Annotated in this window: 22 protein-coding genes, 2 tRNA genes and 1 other RNA gene; 6 read left to right on the top strand and 19 right to left on the bottom strand. The window is 69.2% G+C overall.

Going from position 1 to position 19656, the window contains the following annotated elements; all coding sequences use genetic code 11:
- Positions 1-92 precede the first annotated feature (92 nt).
- Entirely contained in the window at positions 93-407 is a 315-nt protein-coding gene (locus ACN675_RS06130; protein ID WP_420750014.1) for a WhiB family transcriptional regulator, read from the top strand.
- Between the two features lie 20 nt (positions 408-427).
- Here ACN675_RS06130 and ACN675_RS06135 read toward each other — a convergent pair whose 3' ends face one another.
- Positions 428-1705, bottom strand: coding sequence for a LuxR C-terminal-related transcriptional regulator (locus tag ACN675_RS06135; protein WP_420750015.1), 1278 nt, complete (start codon positions 1703-1705; stop codon positions 428-430).
- A gap of 84 nt (positions 1706-1789) precedes the next feature.
- Here ACN675_RS06135 and ACN675_RS06140 point away from each other — a divergent pair, with 84 nt between their 5' ends.
- Both ACN675_RS06140 and ACN675_RS06145 read left to right on the top strand, forming a co-directional pair.
- Entirely contained in the window at positions 1790-3301 is a 1512-nt protein-coding gene (locus ACN675_RS06140) for an AMP-dependent synthetase/ligase (RefSeq protein WP_420750016.1), read from the top strand.
- Positions 3302-3333: 32 nt separating this feature from the next.
- Entirely contained in the window at positions 3334-4158 is an 825-nt protein-coding gene (locus tag ACN675_RS06145; RefSeq protein WP_420750017.1) for an ArsR/SmtB family transcription factor, read from the top strand.
- A 30-nt stretch (positions 4159-4188) separates the two neighbouring features.
- Here the strand turns inward: ACN675_RS06145 and ACN675_RS06150 are convergent, their stop codons facing one another.
- The 12 genes from ACN675_RS06150 to ACN675_RS06205 form a co-directional block, all read right to left on the bottom strand.
- The gene (locus tag ACN675_RS06150; protein WP_420750018.1) at positions 4189-5700 is read right to left on the bottom strand and encodes a DUF222 domain-containing protein; all 1512 of its coding nucleotides are present in this window, start codon (positions 5698-5700) and stop codon (positions 4189-4191) included.
- A gap of 473 nt (positions 5701-6173) precedes the next feature.
- A tRNA-Ala gene (locus ACN675_RS06155) sits at positions 6174-6246 on the bottom strand.
- 67 nt (positions 6247-6313) lie between these two features.
- Positions 6314-6386: transfer RNA gene (locus ACN675_RS06160), tRNA-Ala, on the bottom strand.
- Positions 6387-6522: 136 nt separating this feature from the next.
- On the bottom strand, positions 6523-7269 hold the full coding sequence (locus ACN675_RS06165) for a DsbA family protein (protein ID WP_420750019.1): 747 nt from the start codon (positions 7267-7269) through the stop codon (positions 6523-6525).
- Positions 7270-7309: 40 nt separating this feature from the next.
- On the bottom strand, positions 7310-7795 hold the full coding sequence (locus ACN675_RS06170) for a MauE/DoxX family redox-associated membrane protein (RefSeq protein ID WP_420750020.1): 486 nt from the start codon (positions 7793-7795) through the stop codon (positions 7310-7312).
- A gap of 25 nt (positions 7796-7820) precedes the next feature.
- The gene (locus ACN675_RS06175; protein WP_420750021.1) at positions 7821-9044 is read right to left on the bottom strand and encodes an MFS transporter; all 1224 of its coding nucleotides are present in this window, start codon (positions 9042-9044) and stop codon (positions 7821-7823) included.
- 71 nt (positions 9045-9115) lie between these two features.
- On the bottom strand, positions 9116-10744 hold the full coding sequence (gene pgm / locus ACN675_RS06180) for a phosphoglucomutase (alpha-D-glucose-1,6-bisphosphate-dependent) (RefSeq protein ID WP_420750022.1): 1629 nt from the start codon (positions 10742-10744) through the stop codon (positions 9116-9118).
- 118 nt (positions 10745-10862) lie between these two features.
- The gene (gene crcB, locus ACN675_RS06185; RefSeq protein ID WP_420750057.1) at positions 10863-11210 is read right to left on the bottom strand and encodes a fluoride efflux transporter CrcB; all 348 of its coding nucleotides are present in this window, start codon (positions 11208-11210) and stop codon (positions 10863-10865) included.
- The gene (locus tag ACN675_RS06190) at positions 11207-11569 is read right to left on the bottom strand and encodes a fluoride efflux transporter FluC (protein ID WP_420750023.1); all 363 of its coding nucleotides are present in this window, start codon (positions 11567-11569) and stop codon (positions 11207-11209) included. Before ACN675_RS06190 ends, crcB begins: the two co-directional genes overlap by 4 nt.
- Positions 11570-11628: 59 nt before the next feature.
- The gene (locus tag ACN675_RS06195; protein WP_420750024.1) at positions 11629-12210 is read right to left on the bottom strand and encodes an SRPBCC family protein; all 582 of its coding nucleotides are present in this window, start codon (positions 12208-12210) and stop codon (positions 11629-11631) included.
- Positions 12207-12920, bottom strand: coding sequence for a hemerythrin domain-containing protein (locus ACN675_RS06200; protein WP_420750025.1), 714 nt, complete (start codon positions 12918-12920; stop codon positions 12207-12209). The genes ACN675_RS06195 and ACN675_RS06200 overlap by 4 nt, the downstream gene beginning before the upstream one ends.
- A 32-nt stretch (positions 12921-12952) precedes the next feature.
- Positions 12953-13636, bottom strand: coding sequence for a TetR/AcrR family transcriptional regulator (locus ACN675_RS06205; protein WP_420750026.1), 684 nt, complete (start codon positions 13634-13636; stop codon positions 12953-12955).
- Between the two features lie 92 nt (positions 13637-13728).
- Between ACN675_RS06205 and ACN675_RS06210 the strand changes: the two genes are divergently transcribed.
- The gene (locus ACN675_RS06210; RefSeq protein ID WP_269437665.1) at positions 13729-13857 is read left to right on the top strand and encodes a hypothetical protein; all 129 of its coding nucleotides are present in this window, start codon (positions 13729-13731) and stop codon (positions 13855-13857) included.
- A gap of 196 nt (positions 13858-14053) precedes the next feature.
- The gene (locus ACN675_RS06215) at positions 14054-14425 is read left to right on the top strand and encodes a hypothetical protein (RefSeq protein ID WP_420750027.1); all 372 of its coding nucleotides are present in this window, start codon (positions 14054-14056) and stop codon (positions 14423-14425) included.
- Between the two features lie 67 nt (positions 14426-14492).
- On the opposite strand, the gene ssrA is transcribed toward ACN675_RS06215, so the two are convergent.
- Positions 14493-14864: a transfer-messenger RNA gene (ssrA, locus tag ACN675_RS06220) on the bottom strand.
- Positions 14865-14973: 109 nt separating this feature from the next.
- On the bottom strand, positions 14974-15909 hold the full coding sequence (locus ACN675_RS06225) for an NAD(P)/FAD-dependent oxidoreductase (protein WP_420750028.1): 936 nt from the start codon (positions 15907-15909) through the stop codon (positions 14974-14976).
- A 76-nt stretch (positions 15910-15985) separates the two neighbouring features.
- Here ACN675_RS06225 and ACN675_RS06230 point away from each other — a divergent pair, with 76 nt between their 5' ends.
- Positions 15986-16570 (top strand): helix-turn-helix domain-containing protein, encoded by a 585-nt coding sequence (locus ACN675_RS06230; RefSeq protein WP_420750029.1) that lies wholly within the window; start codon positions 15986-15988, stop codon positions 16568-16570.
- A gap of 13 nt (positions 16571-16583) precedes the next feature.
- On the opposite strand, the gene ACN675_RS06235 is transcribed toward ACN675_RS06230, so the two are convergent.
- The 4 genes from ACN675_RS06235 to ftsE all read right to left on the bottom strand — a co-directional run bounded on the left by ACN675_RS06235 (position 16584) and on the right by ftsE (position 19630).
- Positions 16584-17426, bottom strand: a complete 843-nt coding sequence (locus ACN675_RS06235) for an EamA family transporter (protein WP_420750058.1) — start codon at positions 17424-17426, stop codon at positions 16584-16586.
- 8 nt (positions 17427-17434) lie between these two features.
- Positions 17435-17911 carry an SsrA-binding protein SmpB gene (smpB, locus tag ACN675_RS06240; RefSeq protein ID WP_197254419.1) on the bottom strand — a complete coding sequence of 159 codons (477 nt, stop codon included), beginning with the start codon at positions 17909-17911 and terminating at the stop codon, positions 17435-17437.
- Between the two features lie 69 nt (positions 17912-17980).
- Complete coding sequence (gene ftsX, locus ACN675_RS06245) at positions 17981-18886, bottom strand: permease-like cell division protein FtsX (protein WP_420750030.1); 906 nt, start codon at positions 18884-18886, stop codon at positions 17981-17983.
- Positions 18887-18940: 54 nt separating this feature from the next.
- On the bottom strand, positions 18941-19630 hold the full coding sequence (gene ftsE, locus ACN675_RS06250) for a cell division ATP-binding protein FtsE (RefSeq protein WP_197254341.1): 690 nt from the start codon (positions 19628-19630) through the stop codon (positions 18941-18943).
- Positions 19631-19656: the final 26 nt, after the last annotated feature.

Consider the following 19656-nt stretch of genomic DNA (forward strand, 5'->3'; position numbering starts at 1 on the left):
TTTGTCCTCAAAAATACCTAAGTGGTGTTGTGTGCAGTTCTAAGTTCGGCTAACGTCGGATTCACGTTCGCCCCCGGCCCCCGAGGAGTGCAATGTCGATCGTCAACACGGTGACCCTTCCCCGTCCCCACACCGACGTGTGGGACTGGCAACGCGACGCAGCCTGCCGCGGATTCGAGTCGTCGGCGTTCTTCCACCCCGACGGCGAACGCGGCCACGCCCGCGAGCAGCGCGAACTGCGCGCCAAGCTCGTCTGCGCCGGATGCCCCGTACTGGAGATGTGCCGCGAGCACGCCTTGTCCGTCGGCGAGCCCTACGGCGTGTGGGGTGGGCTGTCCGAAACCGAACGCCGGGCCCGCACCAACGCGGCCGGCCGCGCGCGGCGCTGGGCGGCCCTGCACCGCTGAGCGTTCTCGTCGAACGCGGCCTACAGCGCGGCTTTGACCCCTGCCTCCGCGCCGAGCGCCGCAGCCTCGCCACGGCTGCCGGCCCCGAGCTTCCTGAGCACGCTCGCCACATGGAATTTCACGGTCGACTCGCTGACGCCGAGCCGTTCGGCGATCGCCTTGTTCCGCCGGCCCGCGACGAGGTGTTCGAGCACCTCGACCTCGCGCGGACCGAGTTCGGCGAGTGCGTCGAGAGCCGGACCACCCGGCGAGGGCGCCGCCAGATCCAGCGGCAGCCGCGCCGCGACCCGGCAGCCCCAGCCGGGTGTGGCCTCGGATTCGATACTGCCACCGAGGGTTTCGACCCGATCACGGAGCTGGCGCCCGAGTTCGGCGGCGTCGAGCTCGCCGTCTCCGTCGTCGCGGATGTCGATGGACAGGCTCTCCCCGTCGCAGTGCCACGCCACCCGGATCCGCGTGACCGCGGGCTGTTCCGCGAGCGCGAGCACCGCGCCGCGTGCGACGGCCCGTGCCGCGTGCGCGACCTCACCGGGCATCCCGCGGCCGTGCGCCGAGGGTTCGGCCATCTCCAGCGTCAACGGCCGGTGCCGAACCAGCCCGCGCAGTTCACCGTGCATTCTGGCGAACGCGGTGGTCATGGCCTCCTCCGCGAATTCGCGGTGACGATCCACCGCCGAGCGCAGTCCGATCAACGCGTTCGTCGCCGTCTCCCGGGCGGTCGTGCGGGCGCGGGTGTCGTCGAGATCGTTCGACCGGAGCGTCGCGAGGATCGTCTCGAGCGTCACGGCGTGCGCCTCGGTGAGTTCGGCGACCGTGCGTGCCCGTTCCGTGGACGCCGCGCGCGACTCGGCGAGATAGGCCGGGCTCGCTTCCTGCACCTGGAGCTGGATCCCGGTCGCGACGACGGTGAACAGCGCCCGGACGAGCTCGAATCGTTGCGCCGGCGGCCATGATCCGCGCGGCACGAGCACGAGAAGCGTGTCGGTGCGGTCGAGGATCGCGCACACCTCCCGGCTGCGGCCGCCGATCACGGCGGCGCTGCGCCTGATCTGACCGGCGACGAGTTCGCTTCGGACACGGTCGAGTTCGGCAATCGTCACCCGGTCCACGACAGCGGGGTCGCCCGCGACCTTCCGCGGCCGGCCCGTGCATTCCCGGGTGAAGACGATGAGCGCGTCGTGCGCGACGAGATCGGTGAGCAGCGCCGAGAAGCGCTGGCCGATGTCGGTGAGCGGGCCGACCAGCACGTCGCGCAGCGCGGTGATCAGGGGGCCGGCTTCGGGGTTCGTCGTGCTCACCGCCACACGATATCGGGGACCGGCACTCTGCCCGCTGCCGCGCACCGGCGGCTACGATTTCGGAGCAGGAACCAGGAGGTGCCCGTGGGGTCCGCAGCACACGACGACGCTGCGCGTGGCACTGTGCCCCGCCTGCTGTTCGACCGGGTCGCAGACACTCCGGACAGCGAGGCCTACCGATTCCCGGACACCGGCGGCTGGGCGAGTGTGACGTGGGCGGAGGTCGGTTCGCGCGTCACGACCCTCGCGGCCGGGCTCGTCGCACGGGGTGTCGCGCCGGGCGCCCGGGTCGCGATACGCGCGGCCACCAGCTATCGGGCGATCCTCGCCGATCTCGCGGTCGCGTGCGCGGGCGCGGTCTCGGTGCCGGTGTACGCCCCGACCCGCGACGACGAGGTCCGCGGCCTGGCACGGCACTGCGACGCGGCGCTGACCGTCACCGACCGGGGTGTGGACGCCCACGTGCTGCACATCGACCGGCTCGCCGAACTCGCGGCGGACGGTGATGCGCTGCTCGGTACCGAACCGGATGCTGTCGACGCCCGGATCGCGGAGGTCACCCCCGACTCGGCCGCGTGCCTGATCTACACCGCCTGCGACGACGGAAGCGCGAAGGGCGCGATCCTGTCGCACGGCGCGGTCGCGTACACGGCGCGGGCCATGGCGGAGGTGGGCATGATCGGCCCGCGGGACCTGCAGTTGCTGTGGCTTCCGCTGTCGCACGTGTTCGGCCGGGCGTTGCTGTTCGTGGCGATGCAGGTGGGCCTGCCCACCGCGGTGGACGGCCGGGCGGATCGGGTCGTGGAGAACCTGCGGTCGGTGCGCCCGACGTTCCTCGGGTCCGTGCCGCACGTGCTCGCGAAGATCGGCGCCGCCGCCGCGGCGGACACGTCGGCGCTCGGCGGCAGGCTGCGGTTTCTCATCTCGGGGTCGGCACGGTTGCCGCGCGACCTCGCGAAACGATTCGAGGATCTCGGCGTCCCGGTGTTCGAGGGATACGGCATCACCGAGACCGCCGGGCCCGTGTGCGTCAACCGTCCCGACGCGCACAAGCCGGGCTCGGTGGGTCTTCCGTTGCCGGGCACCGAGATCCGGATCGCCGACGACTGCGAACTTCTCATCCGCGGTCCGTCCCTGATGACGGGCTATCACGCCGATCCGGCGGCGACCGCGGCCGCGCTCGACGACGACGGCTGGTTCCACACCGGCGACTGCGCGACGATCGACGCTGACGGATTCGTCTCGATGCGTGGCCGCAAGAAGGACGTGTTCAAGACGACCACCGGAAAGTACGTGGCGCCGAACGCGATCGCCGAACGATTCCGCGCGTTGTGTCCGGGCGCGGAGATCGTGGTGGTCGGCGAGGGTCGCTCCCACTGCGTCGGTCTGATCTTTCCCGGCGACCACGGCGCCGAGGTGCACGCGGCCGTCGAGCAGCTCAACGGCGAGCTGAACAGATGGGAACGCATCCGGCGGGTCGCGATCGTGGATCGGCCGCTCGGCGCCGGCGATCGGGACGAGACCGGCGCGCCGCTGCGTGCCACGGTCCTCGAGCGGTTCGCGGACGTGATCGATCGGCTCTACGGCAAGCATTGACATATGCAGCCGATCGGCTGCATATTGGAGGTGTGGATGAGGACGCGGTGTTCAAGGCCCTCGCCGACCCCACCCGCCGCAGCCTCCTCGATTCGCTGCGCGCGCATCCGGGAAGCACCCTGGGCGAGTTGTGCGACGGCCTCGACATGCGCCGCCAATCGGTCAGCCGCCACCTGGAACTTCTCGAGCTTGCGAATCTGGTGACCACGATCCGGGACGGCCGCCGCAAGCTGCACTACCCGAATCCTGTTCCCATCCACGAGATCCGGAAGCGCTGGATCTCGAAGTTCGACGAACCCCGGGTGCTCGCCCTGGACGCGATCACTCGCCGCGCAGAGGAGCTCGCGATGACCTCGACAGACGCCCACACGATTCCCGACTACGTCTACACCACCTACATCCGCGCCACCGCCGAGGACGTGTGGCACGCACTCACCGACGCCGACCTGACCGCCCGCTACTGGGGGCACGCCCAGATCTCCGACTGGACGCCGGGCAGCACGGTCGAGCACGTCCGCACCGACGGTTCGGGCATCGCGGACTGCGCGGGCCGGGTGATCGAGGCCGACCGCCCCCGGCGCCTGACGTTCGGTTTCGACGATCCCGCCCGCGTCGACGACCCGGACTTCGAGCCGAGCGTCGTGACCTTCGAGATCGAACCGCACCGCGACATCGTCAAACTCACGGTCGTGCACCGGAAACTGCAGAACGCCGACGATCTGCACGCGATCGGCGAAGGCTGGCCGGCCGTGCTCGCCAACCTCAAGACGCTGCTGGAAACGGGCGAGGTGCTGCCTCAGGCGCCGTGGGAGTTCCATGCCGAGGAACGTGCCGCGCGCATTGCACAGAACGGGTGAGACGCCTTTCCGGCGGCCACGGACCTGTCACTACGGAACCTCTCCGGTGTCGACATCTCCGGTAGGTTCCTGCATCCACCGCTGTCGGTGTTCGCGCAGCTCGGTTTCGCGGCGGGTACGGTAGTGCGCCAACGCCGCCGACAGCAGATCGCCGAGGTGATGGCGGTGGTTGACCCGCGGTCTTTGCTCGGGGTCGATGTGCGGCGGTGGAATCCATTCCGTACGGCCCGGGTGCTCGGAGATTGCCGGTGCGACGCGGGTTTCCCAGCCGCCGGGCCCGTCGTGCACCAGCGCGTGGCAGGCGTCGCACGCCAGGTCCTCGTTGCCGATGTCGGTGCGACCGCCGTCCCTCCATTCGGTGATGTGATGCACCGCCGTCAAGGTGGCCGGCGCATCGCAACCCGGCCGGGTGCAACCACCCGAGGCGGCGATCAACGCGAGGCGCTGATCGGCCGACGCCAAACGCTTCGCGCGGCCGAGGTGCAGCGGCCGGCCGTGGTGATCGAAGATCGCCAGCACCGGATGCGCGCGTTCTGCGATCCGCAACGCGTCCCGGATCGGCACCAACCCACCGGAGGCGGTGGTCACGACACCGGTCGCTTCCTCGAGCTGCGTGACGGTCATGGTCAGGATCGCCGTCACCGGCAACCCCCGATGGCTGCCCAGCACCCCCGACGACAACAACTGCCGCAGGGCGACCTTCAACGCGTCGTGGTTGCGCTGCACCGCGGTGCGGGTGTCGCGGGCCGCGGCCTTCGCCAGAGCATCCCGGTCGAGGGCCTCGGATTCGACATCACCGGACGGTGATTCGGGATCGTCCGGGTTGTTCATGCCCGGGCGGGCGAGTTTCGCCAGCACCGGTTCGAGCAGTGCGCGGGTCTCGGGATCGATGAGTCCGGAGATCGGGGTCATGAGATCGACACCCTGCTTGCCGATCCGCAGACCGCGACGCCGCCTGCGTTCCTTCTCGTCGGGCACGTCCCCGTCCGGATTCAGGTACGCGAGCAGATGCGCACCGAGTTTCACGAGATCGTCGGGGGTGACCGAACACGCCGCATCCGCCAGGATCTGCTCCGCGACGGTGATCTCGTCGAACCCGACCCCGTGCGGCACCTTCCGCATCACCTTCGCCACCGCCGCGACATGCTCCGGTCCGATCGCACCGGAACGCGCCGCGACTGCCGTGGCGGGCAGTTCGGGTTCGAGGTCCTCACCGTCGAGGCAATGCCAGGTGCCGACCTTCTTGGCGCCCTCGACCCGCCGCGCCGCATCCGCGGCGGAGATCCGCAGGGTGCCGACCAGAAAGTCGTTGACCGAGCGGCAGCCGAGATGGCCCGGGATCATGCGCTCGGTGGTCTCGACGATCAGGCGGTGCCCGACCGCCGAGGCCTTGCGCAGGGAGGTTTCCAGGCGTTGCAGGACGGCGACGATGTCGTCGTCCGACAGGCCCGACAGGTCGTCGCCGAGCAGGCCGTCGACCGCGGTGTCGAGGGCGGCCAGCCGCGCCTCGACCACCGCACCCCCCACCAGGTTCGAAAGCATGTTCGAACCATAGCGAAGGGGTCCGACATTCAGCGTGGAAGATGGGGCGGATCAGGGAATCGATCTTCGAGCATCAACCGATGCTCGGTTCGTCCGTCCTGCCCTTCGTCCTCGTTGCCGCATTGATCACCGTCACGGCAGATACTCGACGCGACCCCTGGTATTGCGTACCGCTGCCTCTCAGGGACGCAGCCGCGCGTGGGCAGCGGCGCCGGGAATCAATGCGGGCGTCCTCGTCCGGGGCTCGCCGGAGCCGTCGGTGTCAGTGCGTTGGCGGCCGTCTCCGAAGTTGCCTATGCCTGTCTGCGCTATCGCGAGGCGGCGTACATGGTCCGACTCGCGTATCCGACACGGTCGTCGTCGGATACGACGCCAAGCTCGCGCCGGCTCGGCCCTGACGGGGCCCGCGGAATCGAACGGGTCCGACGAAAAATCCCTCCGACACATGTCGGAGGGATTCGTTGCGAGAACTGTGGAGCTAAGGGGACTCGAACCCCTGACCCCCACACTGCCAGTGTGGTGCGCTACCAGCTGCGCCATAGCCCCTTGTGAACTTGTCTACCTCTTCTCAAGACTACAGGCGAGAGTGTGAACTCTCGCCTGTAGTCGGAAGTGGAGCTAAGGGGACTCGAACCCCTGACCCCCACACTGCCAGTGTGGTGCGCTACCAGCTGCGCCATAGCCCCGTATTCAGTTCCTTGCTTCGCGTCCGGGGGCGAGCCCCTCGCGCTGAAAGAAAGCTACACCATCGCGCTCGGCGTCAACAAATCGGCTGGTCAGCGCGGTGATGCCGGGATCGTCTCCCGACATCACCGCGAGTCGTCAGCCGAGTTCGGCGACCCAGTTCTCGTTGCCGAAGGCGTCGATCACGATGCCGTTGTGAACGACGGCGGGGGTGCCGGCGGCACCGGTCGTGGCGAGCAACTGCCGGCCGGCCTCGGCGTCGGCGCGGGCCTGCTCGACCCGGGCGCCGTCGGCGATGCACTGCGCCGCCTCGTCGGAGACGCCGGCGTCACGTGCCATCTGCGCGAGATCCTCGTTGCTGTGGTCGCTGTCGCCGCGCTCGGCGGGTTGGTTGTCCGGGGACATCAGCGCGGAATGGAACGCCGAGTACGCGATGGCGTCGCCGCTCTGCGCGACGCACTGCAGCGCTGCGACCGCGCGGGTCGAGTAGTCGCCGCTGGCGGAGAGTTGATCGAGGAACGCGAGCATGTTGTAGCGCACGGCGACCCGGCCGTCGTCGATCGCCTGGGCCAGTTCCTGACCGTGCTTGTGCTCGAGCTCACCGCAATACGGGCACATCGGGTCCTCGAACAGGTCGATGGTGGTCGCCGCGTCGGGCCGGCCGAGCAGGGCGACGCCGTTGTCCTCGACCGTGACCTGCACCGCGGAGTTCTGCACGCCGCCGTATCCCTCGTTGCGGGCCTTGCCGCTGTTGGACTGCCACAGCACACCGCCGATGACGAGCGCGGCGATGACGAGGACGGCCAGGCCACCGAGGATCAAGGTGGACTTGCTCGACGTCGGCTCCGGCGAATACTTGACCGGCTTGACCTTTTTCGCGCTCACGGTTGCTGCCCTTCGCTTCTCGGGGACTACTGACGGGATCTCACTCTGCCATCGCGGGCTGAGCGGTAGCTGAGGACGCGCGTGAGCCCGGTCCCAGCGCCACAGGACTGCGCGGGAACACGATCAGCCAGGCGGACAGGGCAAGGAACCCGAGGTCACGCAGGATTTCGCGGGCATAGTCCCAGCTGTCGACGTCCGCGACACCGCCGCCGCCGAAGCAACCGCAGTCGATGGACAGTCCCCGCGCCCACGCCGACAGGATCGCGGCGATCAGGGTGACGAGCACGACGGCGCCGACCGCGGCGACCGGACGTACCGCCAGGCCGATGAGCAGCAGCAGGCCGAGCACGAGTTCGAGCATCGGCAGCCCGGCCGCGACCGGGCGCACGAAGTCCTCGGGCAGCAGTTGGTAGGCCCGGACGGCGACGATCGTCTGGGTGGGATCGGAGAACTTGATCCACCCGGAGACCAGCCATACGGCGGCCAGGCCGAGCCGGGCGATCAGGCTGACGATGCGAATCCACACCTCGTCGAGAGTACCGAGCGCGGGCTCAACGGCGTATGTCGTTGGTCACCACCGGTTCGGTCACCACGCCGGCCGGTGCGGTGCGCGCGAGCAGCGCCCACGGCAGCGCCGCGGCGAGCAGAATCGCGCCGGTCACCGTGAACGCGACCCCATAGGACAGGTGCTCCGCGAGCAGGCCACCGACGACCGGCCCGACCACAGATCCGACGTCGGCGGTCATCTGGAACGCCGCCAGCACCGGACCGCCACGCGCCTTGCTGCCCACGACGTCGGCGACGGCGGCCTGCTGCGGCGGGCCGAGCAGTCCGGAGCCGATCCCGGCGACGAGAGAGGTGACGAAGAACAGCGGAAGGTTGTCGGTCAGGCCCATCCCGATAGTGGCTGCACCGCACACCAACAGCCCGATCAGCACGAACGGCCGCCGACCGTAGCGGTCGGACAGGCGACCGGACGACATGAGCACGAGGGCGTTGCCGACCGCGAACACCGTCAGCGCCACGCCCGCGAGGGACGCGTCGCGCTGCAGGACCTCGACGACGAACAGCGGCATCATCGCGACCCGCACCCCGAACACTGCCCATCCGTTGGCGAAGTTCGATCCCAGGGCCGCGCGGAAGATCGGCACACGCAGTGCGTCGCGCAGCCGCAGCGTCGGGGCACCGTCGGCCGCGGCCGGTGCGGCGAGCGCGGATCCGCGCAGGCTGATACCGACGACGGCAGCGGCCACCAGTAGCGCGACCGCGTAGATCACGAACGGAACCCGCAGACCGAAGCCGACCAGGGCACCGCCGACCAGCGGTCCCCCGATGTTGCCGAGCAGGAAACTCGTCGCGTACAGACCGGAGACGCGTCCGCGCGCATCCGGCGGCGCGATCCGGATGATCAGGCCCAGCGCGGAGACGGTGAACATCGTCGAACCGATGCCACCGAGTCCCCGGAACACCAGCAGTTGCCAGTAGTTCTGCGCGAACGCGCACGCGCCGGTGGACAACGCGACGATGAGCACGCCGGTGATGTAGACGGGCCGCTCCCCCAGCTTCTGCACGAGGGCACCGCTGGCCGGTGCGAACGCCAGCCGCATCGCGGCGAACGCGGAGACGACGACGGTCGCGGCGGTGATGCCGACGTCGAAGCTGCGGGCGAACTGCGGCAGTGCCGGGGCGACGAGCCCGAACCCGAGGGCGATGACGAAGCTGGCGCTGACCAGCACCCAGATCTCCCGCGGCAGCGCCGCGTCACGTGTGCGCATGATGAGCCGATGTTAGCTTCGCGCACGACACGACCGAGGTGCCGGTCGGTCGAGCACGACCGGAGGACCGGTCAGCCGAGCACGCTCGACACCAGCTCGCGCGCGGCGTCCTGGACCTGCTTCAGATGGTCGGGGCCGAGGAAGGACTCCGCATAGATCTTGTAGACGTCCTCGGTGCCGGACGGCCGGGCCGCGAACCACGCGTTCTCCGTGGTGACCTTGAGTCCGCCGATCGCGGCGCCGTTGCCCGGCGCCTCGGTCAACGTCGCCGTGATCGGCTCCCCGGCCAGCTCGGTGGCGCCGACCTGGTCCGCGGACAGCTTCGCGAGCACCGCCTTCTGGGCGCGGTCCGCCGGGGCGTCGACCCGCGCGTACGCGGGACTTCCGTAGCGGGCCGCCAGATCCGCGTACCGCTGCGACGGGGTCTGCCCGGTCACCGCGATGATCTCGGAGGCCAACAGCGCCAGCAAGATGCCGTCCTTGTCGGTGGTCCACACCGAACCGTCCTTGCGGAGGAACGACGCGCCGGCGCTCTCCTCCCCACCGAACCCGAGGCTGCCGTCGAGCAGACCCGGCACGAACCACTTGAACCCGACCGGCACCTCGAGCAGGTCGCGGCCCAGACCGGCGGCGACCCGATCGATCATCGAGGAACTGACCAGCGTCTTTCCGACCTTCGCATCGGTCGGCCAGCCTGGTCGGTGCCCGTAGAGGTAGTCGATGGCGACGGCGAGGTAGTGATTGGGGTTGAGCAGGCCACCGTCCGGGGTGACGATGCCGTGCCTATCGGCGTCCGCGTCGTTGCCGGTCGCGACGTCGAACTTCGCGCGTGCCCCGATCAGCGACGCCATCGCGTTCGGCGACGAGCAGTCCATCCGGATCTTGCCGTCCGTGTCCAGCGTCATGAACCGCCAGGTCGCGTCGACGAGCGGGTTGACGACCGTCAGGTCCAGGCGGTGCCGTTCGGCGATCGCGGCCCAGTAGTCGACGCTCGCGCCGCCGAGCGGATCGGCTCCGATCCGCACCCCGGCCTCGCGCACCGCGTCGAGATCGACGACGTTCGGCAGGTCGTCGATGTAGGCGGCGAGGAAGTCGTGCCGGCCCGCGGTCGCGAGGGCGTGCGTCGCAGGCACCCGACGGACCCCGTCGAGTCCGGCGGCAAGCAGCTCGTTGGCGCGGGCCGCGATGACGGAGGTGGCGTCGGTGTCGGCGGGACCACCGTGCGGCGGGTTGTACTTGAAGCCGCCGTCGCGCGGCGGATTGTGCGAGGGCGTCACCACGATGCCGTCGGCACGCGGTCCGGTGCCGGCGTTGTGCTGCAGGATCGCGTGGCTCACCGCGGGGGTCGGGGTGTAGCGGTCGCGGGCGTCGACGACGACCTCGACGCCGCCCGCGACGAGCACCTCGAGCGCGGTCGTCCATGCCGGCTCGGACAACGCGTGGGTGTCGCGACCGAGGAACAACGGCCCGGTGATGCCTTGCGCGGCACGATATTCGACGATCGCCTGGGTGGTCGCGAGGATGTGCTGTTCGTTGAACGCGCCGTCGAGGCTGGATCCCCGATGTCCGGAGGTTCCGAACACGACCTGCTGCAGCGGATCCTGCGGATCGGGCTGGACGGTGTAATAGGCGGTGACCAGATGCGCGAGGTCCTCGAGGTCGCCGGGTTCCGCCGGTTGTCCTGCTCGTTCGTGCACCATGGGGTCCTCCTCGTCGACGGCACTGTCTCTCCGGTCCTGGCCGCTCCGGTCATGGCCGCTCTCATCGTGGTCGCTCTCATCTTGCACGGGGCCGACCGGGCGCGCGCGACAACACGAATCAGGCAGTAAGGATGTACCCACCCCACGCCGCGGCAAGCCCGGCGACGACGCTGACGACGACGTAACCGATACCGGTGAGCGGCCGTCGGATCCGGGTGAGACCGACGGCTTCGACCGCGAACGTCGAATACGTCGTGAGGCCACCGCAGAAACCGGAACCGAGCAGCGCGAACAGATCCGGGGACAGTGCAGCGGCCCCGGACAACGCTCCGAGCAGGGCGCACCCGAACACGTTCACCGTGAGCGTCGCGACCGGAACACTGCGGTACGACCGGATGTACCGGCCCGCCAGGTAACGGACCACCGCCCCTGCTCCGCCACCCAGTGCGACGAACAACACGGTCACCGCGCTGCCCGCCGCCGGTGCCATCTCTCGCCGACGGCCATTCCGCACCGCGCCGCGATCAGTGCGCCGGTGAGCGTGATCGCCACATAGGCCGCCGCGACTGCCGGATTGCGCACCGCGTCGACCGCGAACGTCGAGAACGTGGTGAAACCACCGAGCACACCGATGCCGAGGAACAACCGCCACAACCGGTCCGGACCGACCATCGCGGCGAGAATGCCCAGCAGCAACGAGCCCCCGATGTTGATCGCAGCGATCGTCCACACGCCGGGGAACGCCGCGGACAGGCCGTAACGCGCAACCGCACCGAGTGCTCCCCCGGCCGCGACGACCGCGACCGCTCGCGCCTGGACGGGCATCACCGCTCGCCGGTCACAGAGCGGGCAGGAATTCGGGACAGGGGCACAAATCAGGCACGTTACCCCGCCGGCCGGCTATCGCGCGCTGGGACGTCGCGCGTCGGTGCCTCTGGGACGCTGCGCGTCGGTGCCTCTGGGACGCTGCGCGCTGGTGCCGCTGGGATGCTGCGCATCGCCCGCACAACCTCGCCGAGGCGCGCCAGGTCGGCGGCGAGCTCTCCGGACCGGTCACGGTGTGCGGGGAGCAGATTGACGATGACCAGTTCGAATGCCCTCGGCATCGCCAGCACTTCGTAGGACAGCGTGATGCGGGTCCGGTTCCCGATGGGTTCCAGCCGGAACGTCCAGGCAGTCGAGTCTCGGGTGATCGCGCCGCGGGTCCGATACGCGAAGGTGTGGGGCACGGCGGCCTCGGTGACCGTGCACACCCGGCTCCAGCGGATCGTGCCGACCCGATTGCGGCCGCGGAACCTCGCTCCGACCCTCGGGGCCACGGCGCCGTCCAGCCAGTCGGCGCCGCGGCATTCGCTGCTCCACTCGCCGATCCGGGTGACATCGGCGAGCACCGCCCAGACCGGTTCGGGGGTCGCGTCCACCACGGTGTCGATGCTGCCGCTGCGCGGGATCCGTGCCGTGCTCACGGCAGTCGTCCCGGGGTGCGGGTGATCGGCTGGGACGGGACGGTCGCCGCCTCGGTGCCGGCCCAGATCGCGGCGAAGTGGCGGCGATTTGCGATGCCGAGGACGTGGAGCAGGATGAACCGCGGGGTCGCCGGCACGAGGTGGACGACGTGGTCGCGGTCCTCGTCGCGGAGTCCGTCGATGAGCCAGATGCCCTCCCTGCCCAGGGCCGACATGCTCTTGGGGGCGATGTTGGCTTCCTCGTCCCAGGTGCGCCACTGCGCGTCGGTGAGGGTCTCCGACACGACCGGCATCATGTCGAGTTCTTCCCATTCGAGGTGTGGTAGCAGCACGTCGGTCAGTGCCGTCAGGGCGGCACTCAGCCTCGCCTGCGCATCGCTGCCGGTGTAGGTGAAAAGCGATGCCGCCGATTCGAGTTCGGTGATGGCGGGCTCGATCCTGCGGTGGTCCTCGTCCATGCTGTGCACGAGCGCCGCGGCGTCGGGATTCAGGCGGACGACGAGCGGGTAGAGCGCGGTGTCCTCGCCTTCGTGATGGTGGCGCAGAAAGTCCATCATCCACAGGAGGTGGTCCGCGAGCGGGCCGCGGCGGTCGCCGGGGACCGGTCCTGATTCCAGGACCATGCGGGTGCGGAGCAGGTCGCGTCGGAGCGCGGAGTGGACGATGCCCATGATCCGGGTGTCGGCAGGGCGTGCGGGGTCGGAGATCATGACTTCGCCTGGTGTTCGGGTGTTCGAGAAGATCAATCGGGATTTGATGGGGTGCCGACGGCGGTGCGCGGGTCCGGCCCGAGCAGCCGGAGGATCGCGTCGGCCATCCAGTCGCGGTATCGCTGCGGCGTCCACCCGGAGTTCTCGACGAGGAGTAGGTAGACGTCGGGGCTGGCGACGGCCCAGAGTCCGTCGACCAGGTCGGGTTCGGGGTCCCGACCGAGGACGAGTGCGGCCGCCTGCCGGAAATTGACGCGGCGACGCTCGTGCAGTGCGCGCTGCCGGGCGGCGAGATCGGGGTCTGCGGCGGCAGCGTGCGCGAAGGTGCGTTCGAGCAGGGCGACCCGGCCGAACTGGGCTGTCAGCAGATCGGCGGCGGCCCCCGCGCGTTCCGCGAGAGTGCCGACGCCCAGTGCCAGGAACTCGGGGCGCTCGGCTACCGGGATCGGTTGGTCGTCCCCCGCCACCGCCACGTCGATCACCCGCAACAACAGGTCGGACTTGGTTCCTGCGGTGGCATAGACGGTTTCGACGGCCACGCGGGCCCGGCGTGCGATGTCGCGCATGCCGGTCGCGGACCAGCCTCGCGTGGCGAACAACTCCGCCGCCGCGTCGAGCACGGCCTGGCGGGTGTCCGCTGCGTTCGCGCGTCGGCGGGGCGAGTTGTACGCCCGCCGCGGTGAGGCCGGGGGTGCCGACGATTCCGACTTCGGCATGCTTCCATTCTGGAACGGCCATGAATTCAATACAAGCCTGTTCCAGTGTCAAAACGCTGCGAAACCGGCCGACCGGCCCGTTTCATGGATGTATGGACAAGGCGAATTGGGATTCGGAGACCCCGCTGTTCACGGAAGAGTGCGCAGCCGGCGGAGCCACCCTCGCGATCGGGCTCGGGGTGGTCGTCACCCTGCTGCTGTTGGTGTTCCTCGTGCCCTGAACCGAAAAAAGTTGCGCCCCGCTTCTCCGGGTACAGGGGTCGGAAAAGCGGGGCGCGAAGGTGGCCGCGTCGAGCGTGTCGGGGGCGCGTCTCCACGACCACGACGGTTGAATCGACAACCACGGGTCGAGCGTTACGCCCGTTTCTCACTTTTTCTCTTTTTCGTAGGTCCTGCACCGAATGGCATGATCCGGGCGTGAAAATTCGCGCACTCGCCCTGGCCCCTCTGCTGCTTCTCGCCGTCGCCTGCGGATCCTCCGACCCGGATCCCGCACCGTCGACGCCGGACGCGACCCCCTCGATGAGCTCGGCTCCTGCGGCCGACGCCGACGGCACGGCAAGCAACGTGGTGACGATCGACGGCGACGCCGCAGCGCCGAAGACCACCGACACGATGTGCGCCGAGCTCCTCCCGATGTTCGAAACCCTGCGGCAGACCCCCGGATACAACGTCGAGACCGCGGCCGAGCAGTTCCTCACGGCGACCATGAACGGCGAGAGCCTCCCCGAGGATCAGCGGGAGAACTACCGCGAAGCAGTCCGGGCCGCCGCGACGGGTGAGTGCTGACCGTTCTTCCCCCGGACGAAAAAATACCCCAGGTGAGAGACCGGGAATCGGTCCCTCACCTGGGGTTTGGTGGAGCTGCCGGGAATCGAACCCGGGTCCTCCGCCGCCTCACCAGGGCTTCTCCGTGTGCAGTTCGCTATGCCTCTACTTGGATCTCCCGGTCTCGCGAACAAGCCGAGATGACAATCCCAGTCACTGTTTGATGTCCCGTCCGACTCCGTGACCGAGCCGAACGGTAGAGCTCCCTAGTCGATGCCAGGATCCGGGTCGAGAGCAAACCCGGGCTGACAGAGACGCGATCGCTGATCAGGCAGCGAGGGCGTACTCGCGCTGAGTAGACTCGGCGCTTAATTGGTTGCAATGACGCTTACGGTGGTCTCTTGCCTGCACCGACACGCTTCCCCTAGTTGAACGTACGCAGTCGAAACCGTTCAGCCCCGTACGTACCTGCGACTCTCGCAGGACTACCGACTATAACGTCCGATTCGGGTGCTGTCATTCCCATTTTTCGGCGCGTTCACATGACGCGCCTCACAACAGTTCACGCCTCACAGCAGTTGGAGTGCCTCCCGGCAGTCGGCTTCGACCAGCTCCATGTTCAGCGCGGCGGCGACGCTCGCGCCGGCCGCGGCGCTGACGATCAGGTTCGCCATCGGATCGACGACGTTGCCGGCCGCCCGGACACCCGGAACGCTCGTGGCGCCCTGCGCGTCGACCGCCACGAAACTGCCGGCCGGGGTGTCGGTCCGCGCACATCCCAGCTGCCGCAGCACCGCGTCCCTCGGGGTGAACACGAGCGCCCCGCCCACGAACAGCCTCGCCCGCTCGAGCACCCGGCCGTCGGCCAGGGTGATCTCGACGGCGTCGTCGCCTCCGGCGACCGAGATCACCGGGCCGTCGACGACCACCACGCCGCGGGCCTCGAGCCGTTCGGGTTGTTCACCGGTGAGATCGGTCTCGGTGCGGTCCCAGCCGCGTACCAGCGTCACGTCGTCGGACCACTGCCGCAGAAGGAGCCCCTGGTGGGCCGCCATGTCCGGGGTGTTCGCCAGGACCGCGATGGGCCGGCCCTGTACCTCCGAACCGTGGCAGTAGGGGCAGTGCACGACCGTGCTGCCCCACCGCTGCGCGAGTCCGGGGATGTCGGGCAGTTCGTCGGCGAGTCCGGTCGCCACGAGCAGCCGCCGGGCGGTGACGGCGCCACCCTCGTGGTCGACGACGAAGCCGTCGTCACCGGCCCGGACGCCGCGCACCCGGGTGTGTTCGATGCGGCCGCCGTAGCGCCGGACCTCGTCGCGGCCCGTCGCGAGCAGTTCCGCCGGCGAGCGGCCGTCGAATCCGAGGTAGCCGTGCAGGTGCGCGGCAGGCGCGTTGCGCGGTGTGCCGTCGTCGAGGACCAGCACCGACCGGCGGGCCTGCGCGAGGACGAGTGCGGCGTTGAGACCGGCGGCGCCGCCGCCGAGGACGATCACGTCGAATTCCATGCGCCCAGCCTCCCAGCGGCCCACGAATCTGGCAATGTTCTTTGCCGTATCGGCAACGGGAGTGCATGCTGGACGCATGGATCTCACCGCCCGCCTCGCCGCGATCGGACCGCGCTTGAAGGCACTGCGCCAGGACCGGGACATCACGTTGCAGGATCTGTCCGACGACACCGGAATCTCCGTGAGTACCCTCTCCCGGCTCGAGTCGGGGCTCAGGCGGGCGACGCTCGACCTGCTGCTGCCCATCGCCACTGCCTACCGGGTTACGCTCGACGAACTGGTCGGACCGGAGGTCGGGGATCCGCGGGTGACGGCCCGGCCGCGCACGGTCGGTTCGATGACGGTCATCCCCCTGACCAGGCAGCCCGGCAACCTCCAGGCCTACAAGGTGATCCTCACCCCCGACGACGCGCTCCCCGAGCCGCGCACCCATGAGGGTTTCGAGTGGTTCTACGTGCTCTCGGGGCGCCTGCGGCTGATCCTCGGCGACCGCGAGCTCACCATGAGGGCCGGGGAGGCCGCCGAATTCGACACCCGCATCCCGCACTGGCTGGGCCCGGCCGACGACCGGCCCGTCGAACTGCTCACGCTGTTCGGCAAGCAGGGCGAACGCATCCACCTGCGAGCCAGCAGCCGCGGTGCCGGCTCCACGCGAAGCTAGTGCGCAGCGAGGTTCAGCTCGCGAATGTGATCATCGCGACCGCCGCGACCGCCAGCACCATGCCGATCCGCCGATCGGGGCCGACGCGCTCACCGAGGACCGTCGTCGCCAGCAGCACAGTCGCCGCGGGATAGAGCGCGCCGATCACGCTGACCATCGACAGCATGCCGTGCTGGAACGCGAACATCAGCGCCGCATTGGCGACGACGTCGAGCACCGCCACCCCGGCGATGAACGGCCACAGCTGCCGCGGTGGCCGCAGCAGCATCCCGGCGCCCAGCGCGACCGCGCCCACCACCATCGATGCCGTCAGCCGCGCCATCGCCAGCGGCCACAACCCGGTTCCCTCGGGGACCTGATTCATCGCCACGAACATCAGGGCGAAGGTGAGCCCGGACGCGAACGTCAGCCAGGCCACACGAGCGGTGAACCGCGGATGCGCGCTGCCGCCGACGTCCTCGTCGGATTCGCGGCTGACCAGGACCACCGCGAGCAGTGCGAGGGCGATACCGGCATAGGCGAGCAGGCCCGGCCGCTCCCCCAGCACGAGCCCGACGAGCACGGGTATGCCCGCCACGAGCAGCGCGGTCACCGGCGACACCACGGACATCGGCCCCTCGGCGAGCGCCTGGTAGAACCACCAGATCGCGACACCGCCGGCGAGTCCGGCGGCCGCGCCCCACGCCAGGGACGATCCGGTGATCTCGCCACCCACCAGCGGGGCCACCGCGAGCACGAGCAGCAGCGACAATGGGTACGAGGCGACGACGAACCGCAGCGCCGCGATGCGCCGGGAGGCGACACCCCCGACGAAATCGCTCACGCCGTAGCCGACCGCGGCGACCAGAGCCAGCAGGACCGCAGTCAGCGGCGCATTCCCTTCACGCGGCGGCCGAGCTCACGCGTGACCTCCCGCTCGGCGGTGCGGCGCGCGATGTCCTGACGCTTGTCGTAGTCCTGCTTGCCCTTCGCCAGGGCCAATTCGACCTTGACCTTGCCGTCGGAGAAGTACATCGACAACGGCACCAGCGTCTGGTTGCCTTCCCGGGACTTGCCGACGAGCGCGTCGATCTCGCGGCGGTGCAGTAGCAGCTTGCGGGTCCGACGCGGGGCATGGTTGGTCCACGTGCCGTGGCCGTACTCGGGGATGTGCAGTCCGCGCAGCCACACCTCGCCGTCGTCGACGGTCGCGAATGCGTCGACGAGCGAGGCCTTGCCCTCGCGCAGGCTCTTGACCTCGGTACCGACGAGGGCGATGCCCGCCTCGTAGGTGTCGAGGATGGTGTAGTTGTGGCGTGCCTTGCGGTTGGTCGCGATGACCTTCCGGCCCTTCTCCTTCACGTGCAGGCCTTTCCGGTCCACGAGCGATCGAACAGAACACCGTCCAGCATAGGAACCTCCGGCAACCGGTTATTCACGTACGTACAGACGCAGCGTGACGTACGCGGTGATCGCGGCCATGCCGACCCCGACGATCACGAGGATCGGCGAGACGAGCACCACGTCGCTGGTGGAGATGCGGGCGACGATGTTGGCGTCGTACACGTCGGCGAGCACATCGTCGACGAAGGCGCTCTTCGCGGTGAACAACGCCGCGATCGCGAGCACCGCGCCGATCACCGCGGCGACGACCGCTTCGAGCAGGAACGGCAGCTGGGTGTACCAGCGGGTGGCGCCGACCAGGCGCATGATGCCGACCTCGGTGCGGCGGGTGAACGCCGCGATCTGCACCATGTTCGCGATGAGCAGGATCGCGGCGATCGCCTGCACCACCGCGATCGCGAACGCGGCGTTGCGGACACCGGAGAGCACGCTGAACAACCGCTCGACGAGGTCCTTCTGGTTGAGCACGCTCTCCACGCCGGGCCGGTATCCGAACTCGTCCTGGATGATGCCGAACCGGTCCGGGTCCGACAGCTTCACCTTGAACGACGCCGGGAAGCTCTCCGCGCTGACCAGTTCCGCCAGCTCCGGCTGGTCCTTGAAGACGCGTTCGGTCGCGTCGGCGACGGCGTCCTCACGGTTGAGGTACTGCACCGACACCACCGAGGGCGTGTTCTCCAGGTCGCTGCGCAGGGTGCGGCAGATGTCCTGCTCGCAGTCGGGGTCGAGGGTCGAGACGTCGTCGGTGAGGAACAGCTGCACCTCCACCCGATCGAGGAAGATGCTCTGGGTCTTGTCGGCCATCTGCACGACGAGCAGACCGGCACCGAACAGGCCGAGGGAGATCGCGGTGGTCAGGATCATCGCGACGGTCATGGTGAGGTTGCGGCGCAGGCCGGTCACGACCTCGCTGAACAGGAAGCTTGCTCGCATCGGGTGGGAAGTCCTTCGGTTGCCGGGCGGTCGAGAGCTGGGGGCCGGCGCCGGTCAGCGGCCGACGCCGTAGACGCCGCGCGCTTCGTCGCGGACCACCCGGCCGAGGTCGAGTTCGACGACGCGCCGGCGCATGGAGTCGACGATGTGGTGGTCGTGGGTGGCCATCAGGACCGTGGTGCCGGTGCGGTTGATCCGTTCGAGCAGCATCATGATGTCCTGGCTGGTGTCGGGGTCCAGGTTGCCGGTCGGTTCGTCGGCCATGAGCACCAGCGGACGGTTCACGAACGCCCGCGCGATCGCGACGCGCTGCTGTTCGCCGCCGGACAGTTCGCCGGGCAGCCGGTCCGCCTTGCCGGAGAGACCGACCAGGTCGAGGACCTCGGGCACCGTGCGTTCGATGATGGACCGGGGCTTGCCGATCACTTCGAGGGCGAACGCGACGTTCTCGGCGACCGTCTTCTGCTGCAGCAACCGGAAGTCCTGGAAGACACAGCCGAGGGACTGCCGCAGCTTCGGCACCCGTCGCCCGGAGAGCTTGTTGACGTGGAAGTCCGCGACGTGGACGTCGCCGGACGTCGGTGTCTCCTCACGGAGCAGCAGCCGCAGGAACGTCGACTTGCCCGAGCCCGACGGTCCGATGAGGAACACGAACTCGCCCTTGCCGATCTCGACACTGACGTTGTCCAGAGCGGGTCGGGTGGACGTCTTGTACGACTTGGACACATTCTCCAGGCGGATCACGACGCCATGCTAGCTGTTTGTTACCG

This window comes from Rhodococcus sp. O3 (assembly GCF_048897285.1).
Classification (GTDB): domain Bacteria; phylum Actinomycetota; class Actinomycetes; order Mycobacteriales; family Mycobacteriaceae; genus Rhodococcus.

What these genes read in the sequence shown, in the direction of transcription:
- ACN675_RS06200 (WP_420750025.1), bottom strand. Translation starts at nt 12,920, where the DNA reads ATGATCTCCGACCCCGCACGCCCTGCCGACACCCGGATCATGGGCATC.
- ACN675_RS06205 (WP_420750026.1), bottom strand. Translation starts at nt 13,636, where the DNA reads ATGCCGAAGTCGGAATCGTCGGCACCCCCGGCCTCACCGCGGCGGGCG.
- ACN675_RS06225 (WP_420750028.1), bottom strand. Translation starts at nt 15,909, where the DNA reads ATGGAATTCGACGTGATCGTCCTCGGCGGCGGCGCCGCCGGTCTCAAC.
- ACN675_RS06150 (WP_420750018.1), bottom strand. Translation starts at nt 5,700, where the DNA reads ATGCTTTCGAACCTGGTGGGGGGTGCGGTGGTCGAGGCGCGGCTGGCC.
- ACN675_RS06190 (WP_420750023.1), bottom strand. Translation starts at nt 11,569, where the DNA reads ATGCCCGTCCAGGCGCGAGCGGTCGCGGTCGTCGCGGCCGGGGGAGCA.
- ACN675_RS06230 (WP_420750029.1), top strand. Translation starts at nt 15,986, where the DNA reads ATGGATCTCACCGCCCGCCTCGCCGCGATCGGACCGCGCTTGAAGGCA.
- ftsX (WP_420750030.1), bottom strand. Translation starts at nt 18,886, where the DNA reads ATGCGAGCAAGCTTCCTGTTCAGCGAGGTCGTGACCGGCCTGCGCCGC.
- ACN675_RS06175 (WP_420750021.1), bottom strand. Translation starts at nt 9,044, where the DNA reads ATGCGCACACGTGACGCGGCGCTGCCGCGGGAGATCTGGGTGCTGGTC.
- ACN675_RS06130 (WP_420750014.1), top strand. Translation starts at nt 93, where the DNA reads ATGTCGATCGTCAACACGGTGACCCTTCCCCGTCCCCACACCGACGTG.
- ACN675_RS06210 (WP_269437665.1), top strand. Translation starts at nt 13,729, where the DNA reads ATGGACAAGGCGAATTGGGATTCGGAGACCCCGCTGTTCACGGAAGAG.
- pgm (WP_420750022.1), bottom strand. Translation starts at nt 10,744, where the DNA reads ATGGTGCACGAACGAGCAGGACAACCGGCGGAACCCGGCGACCTCGAG.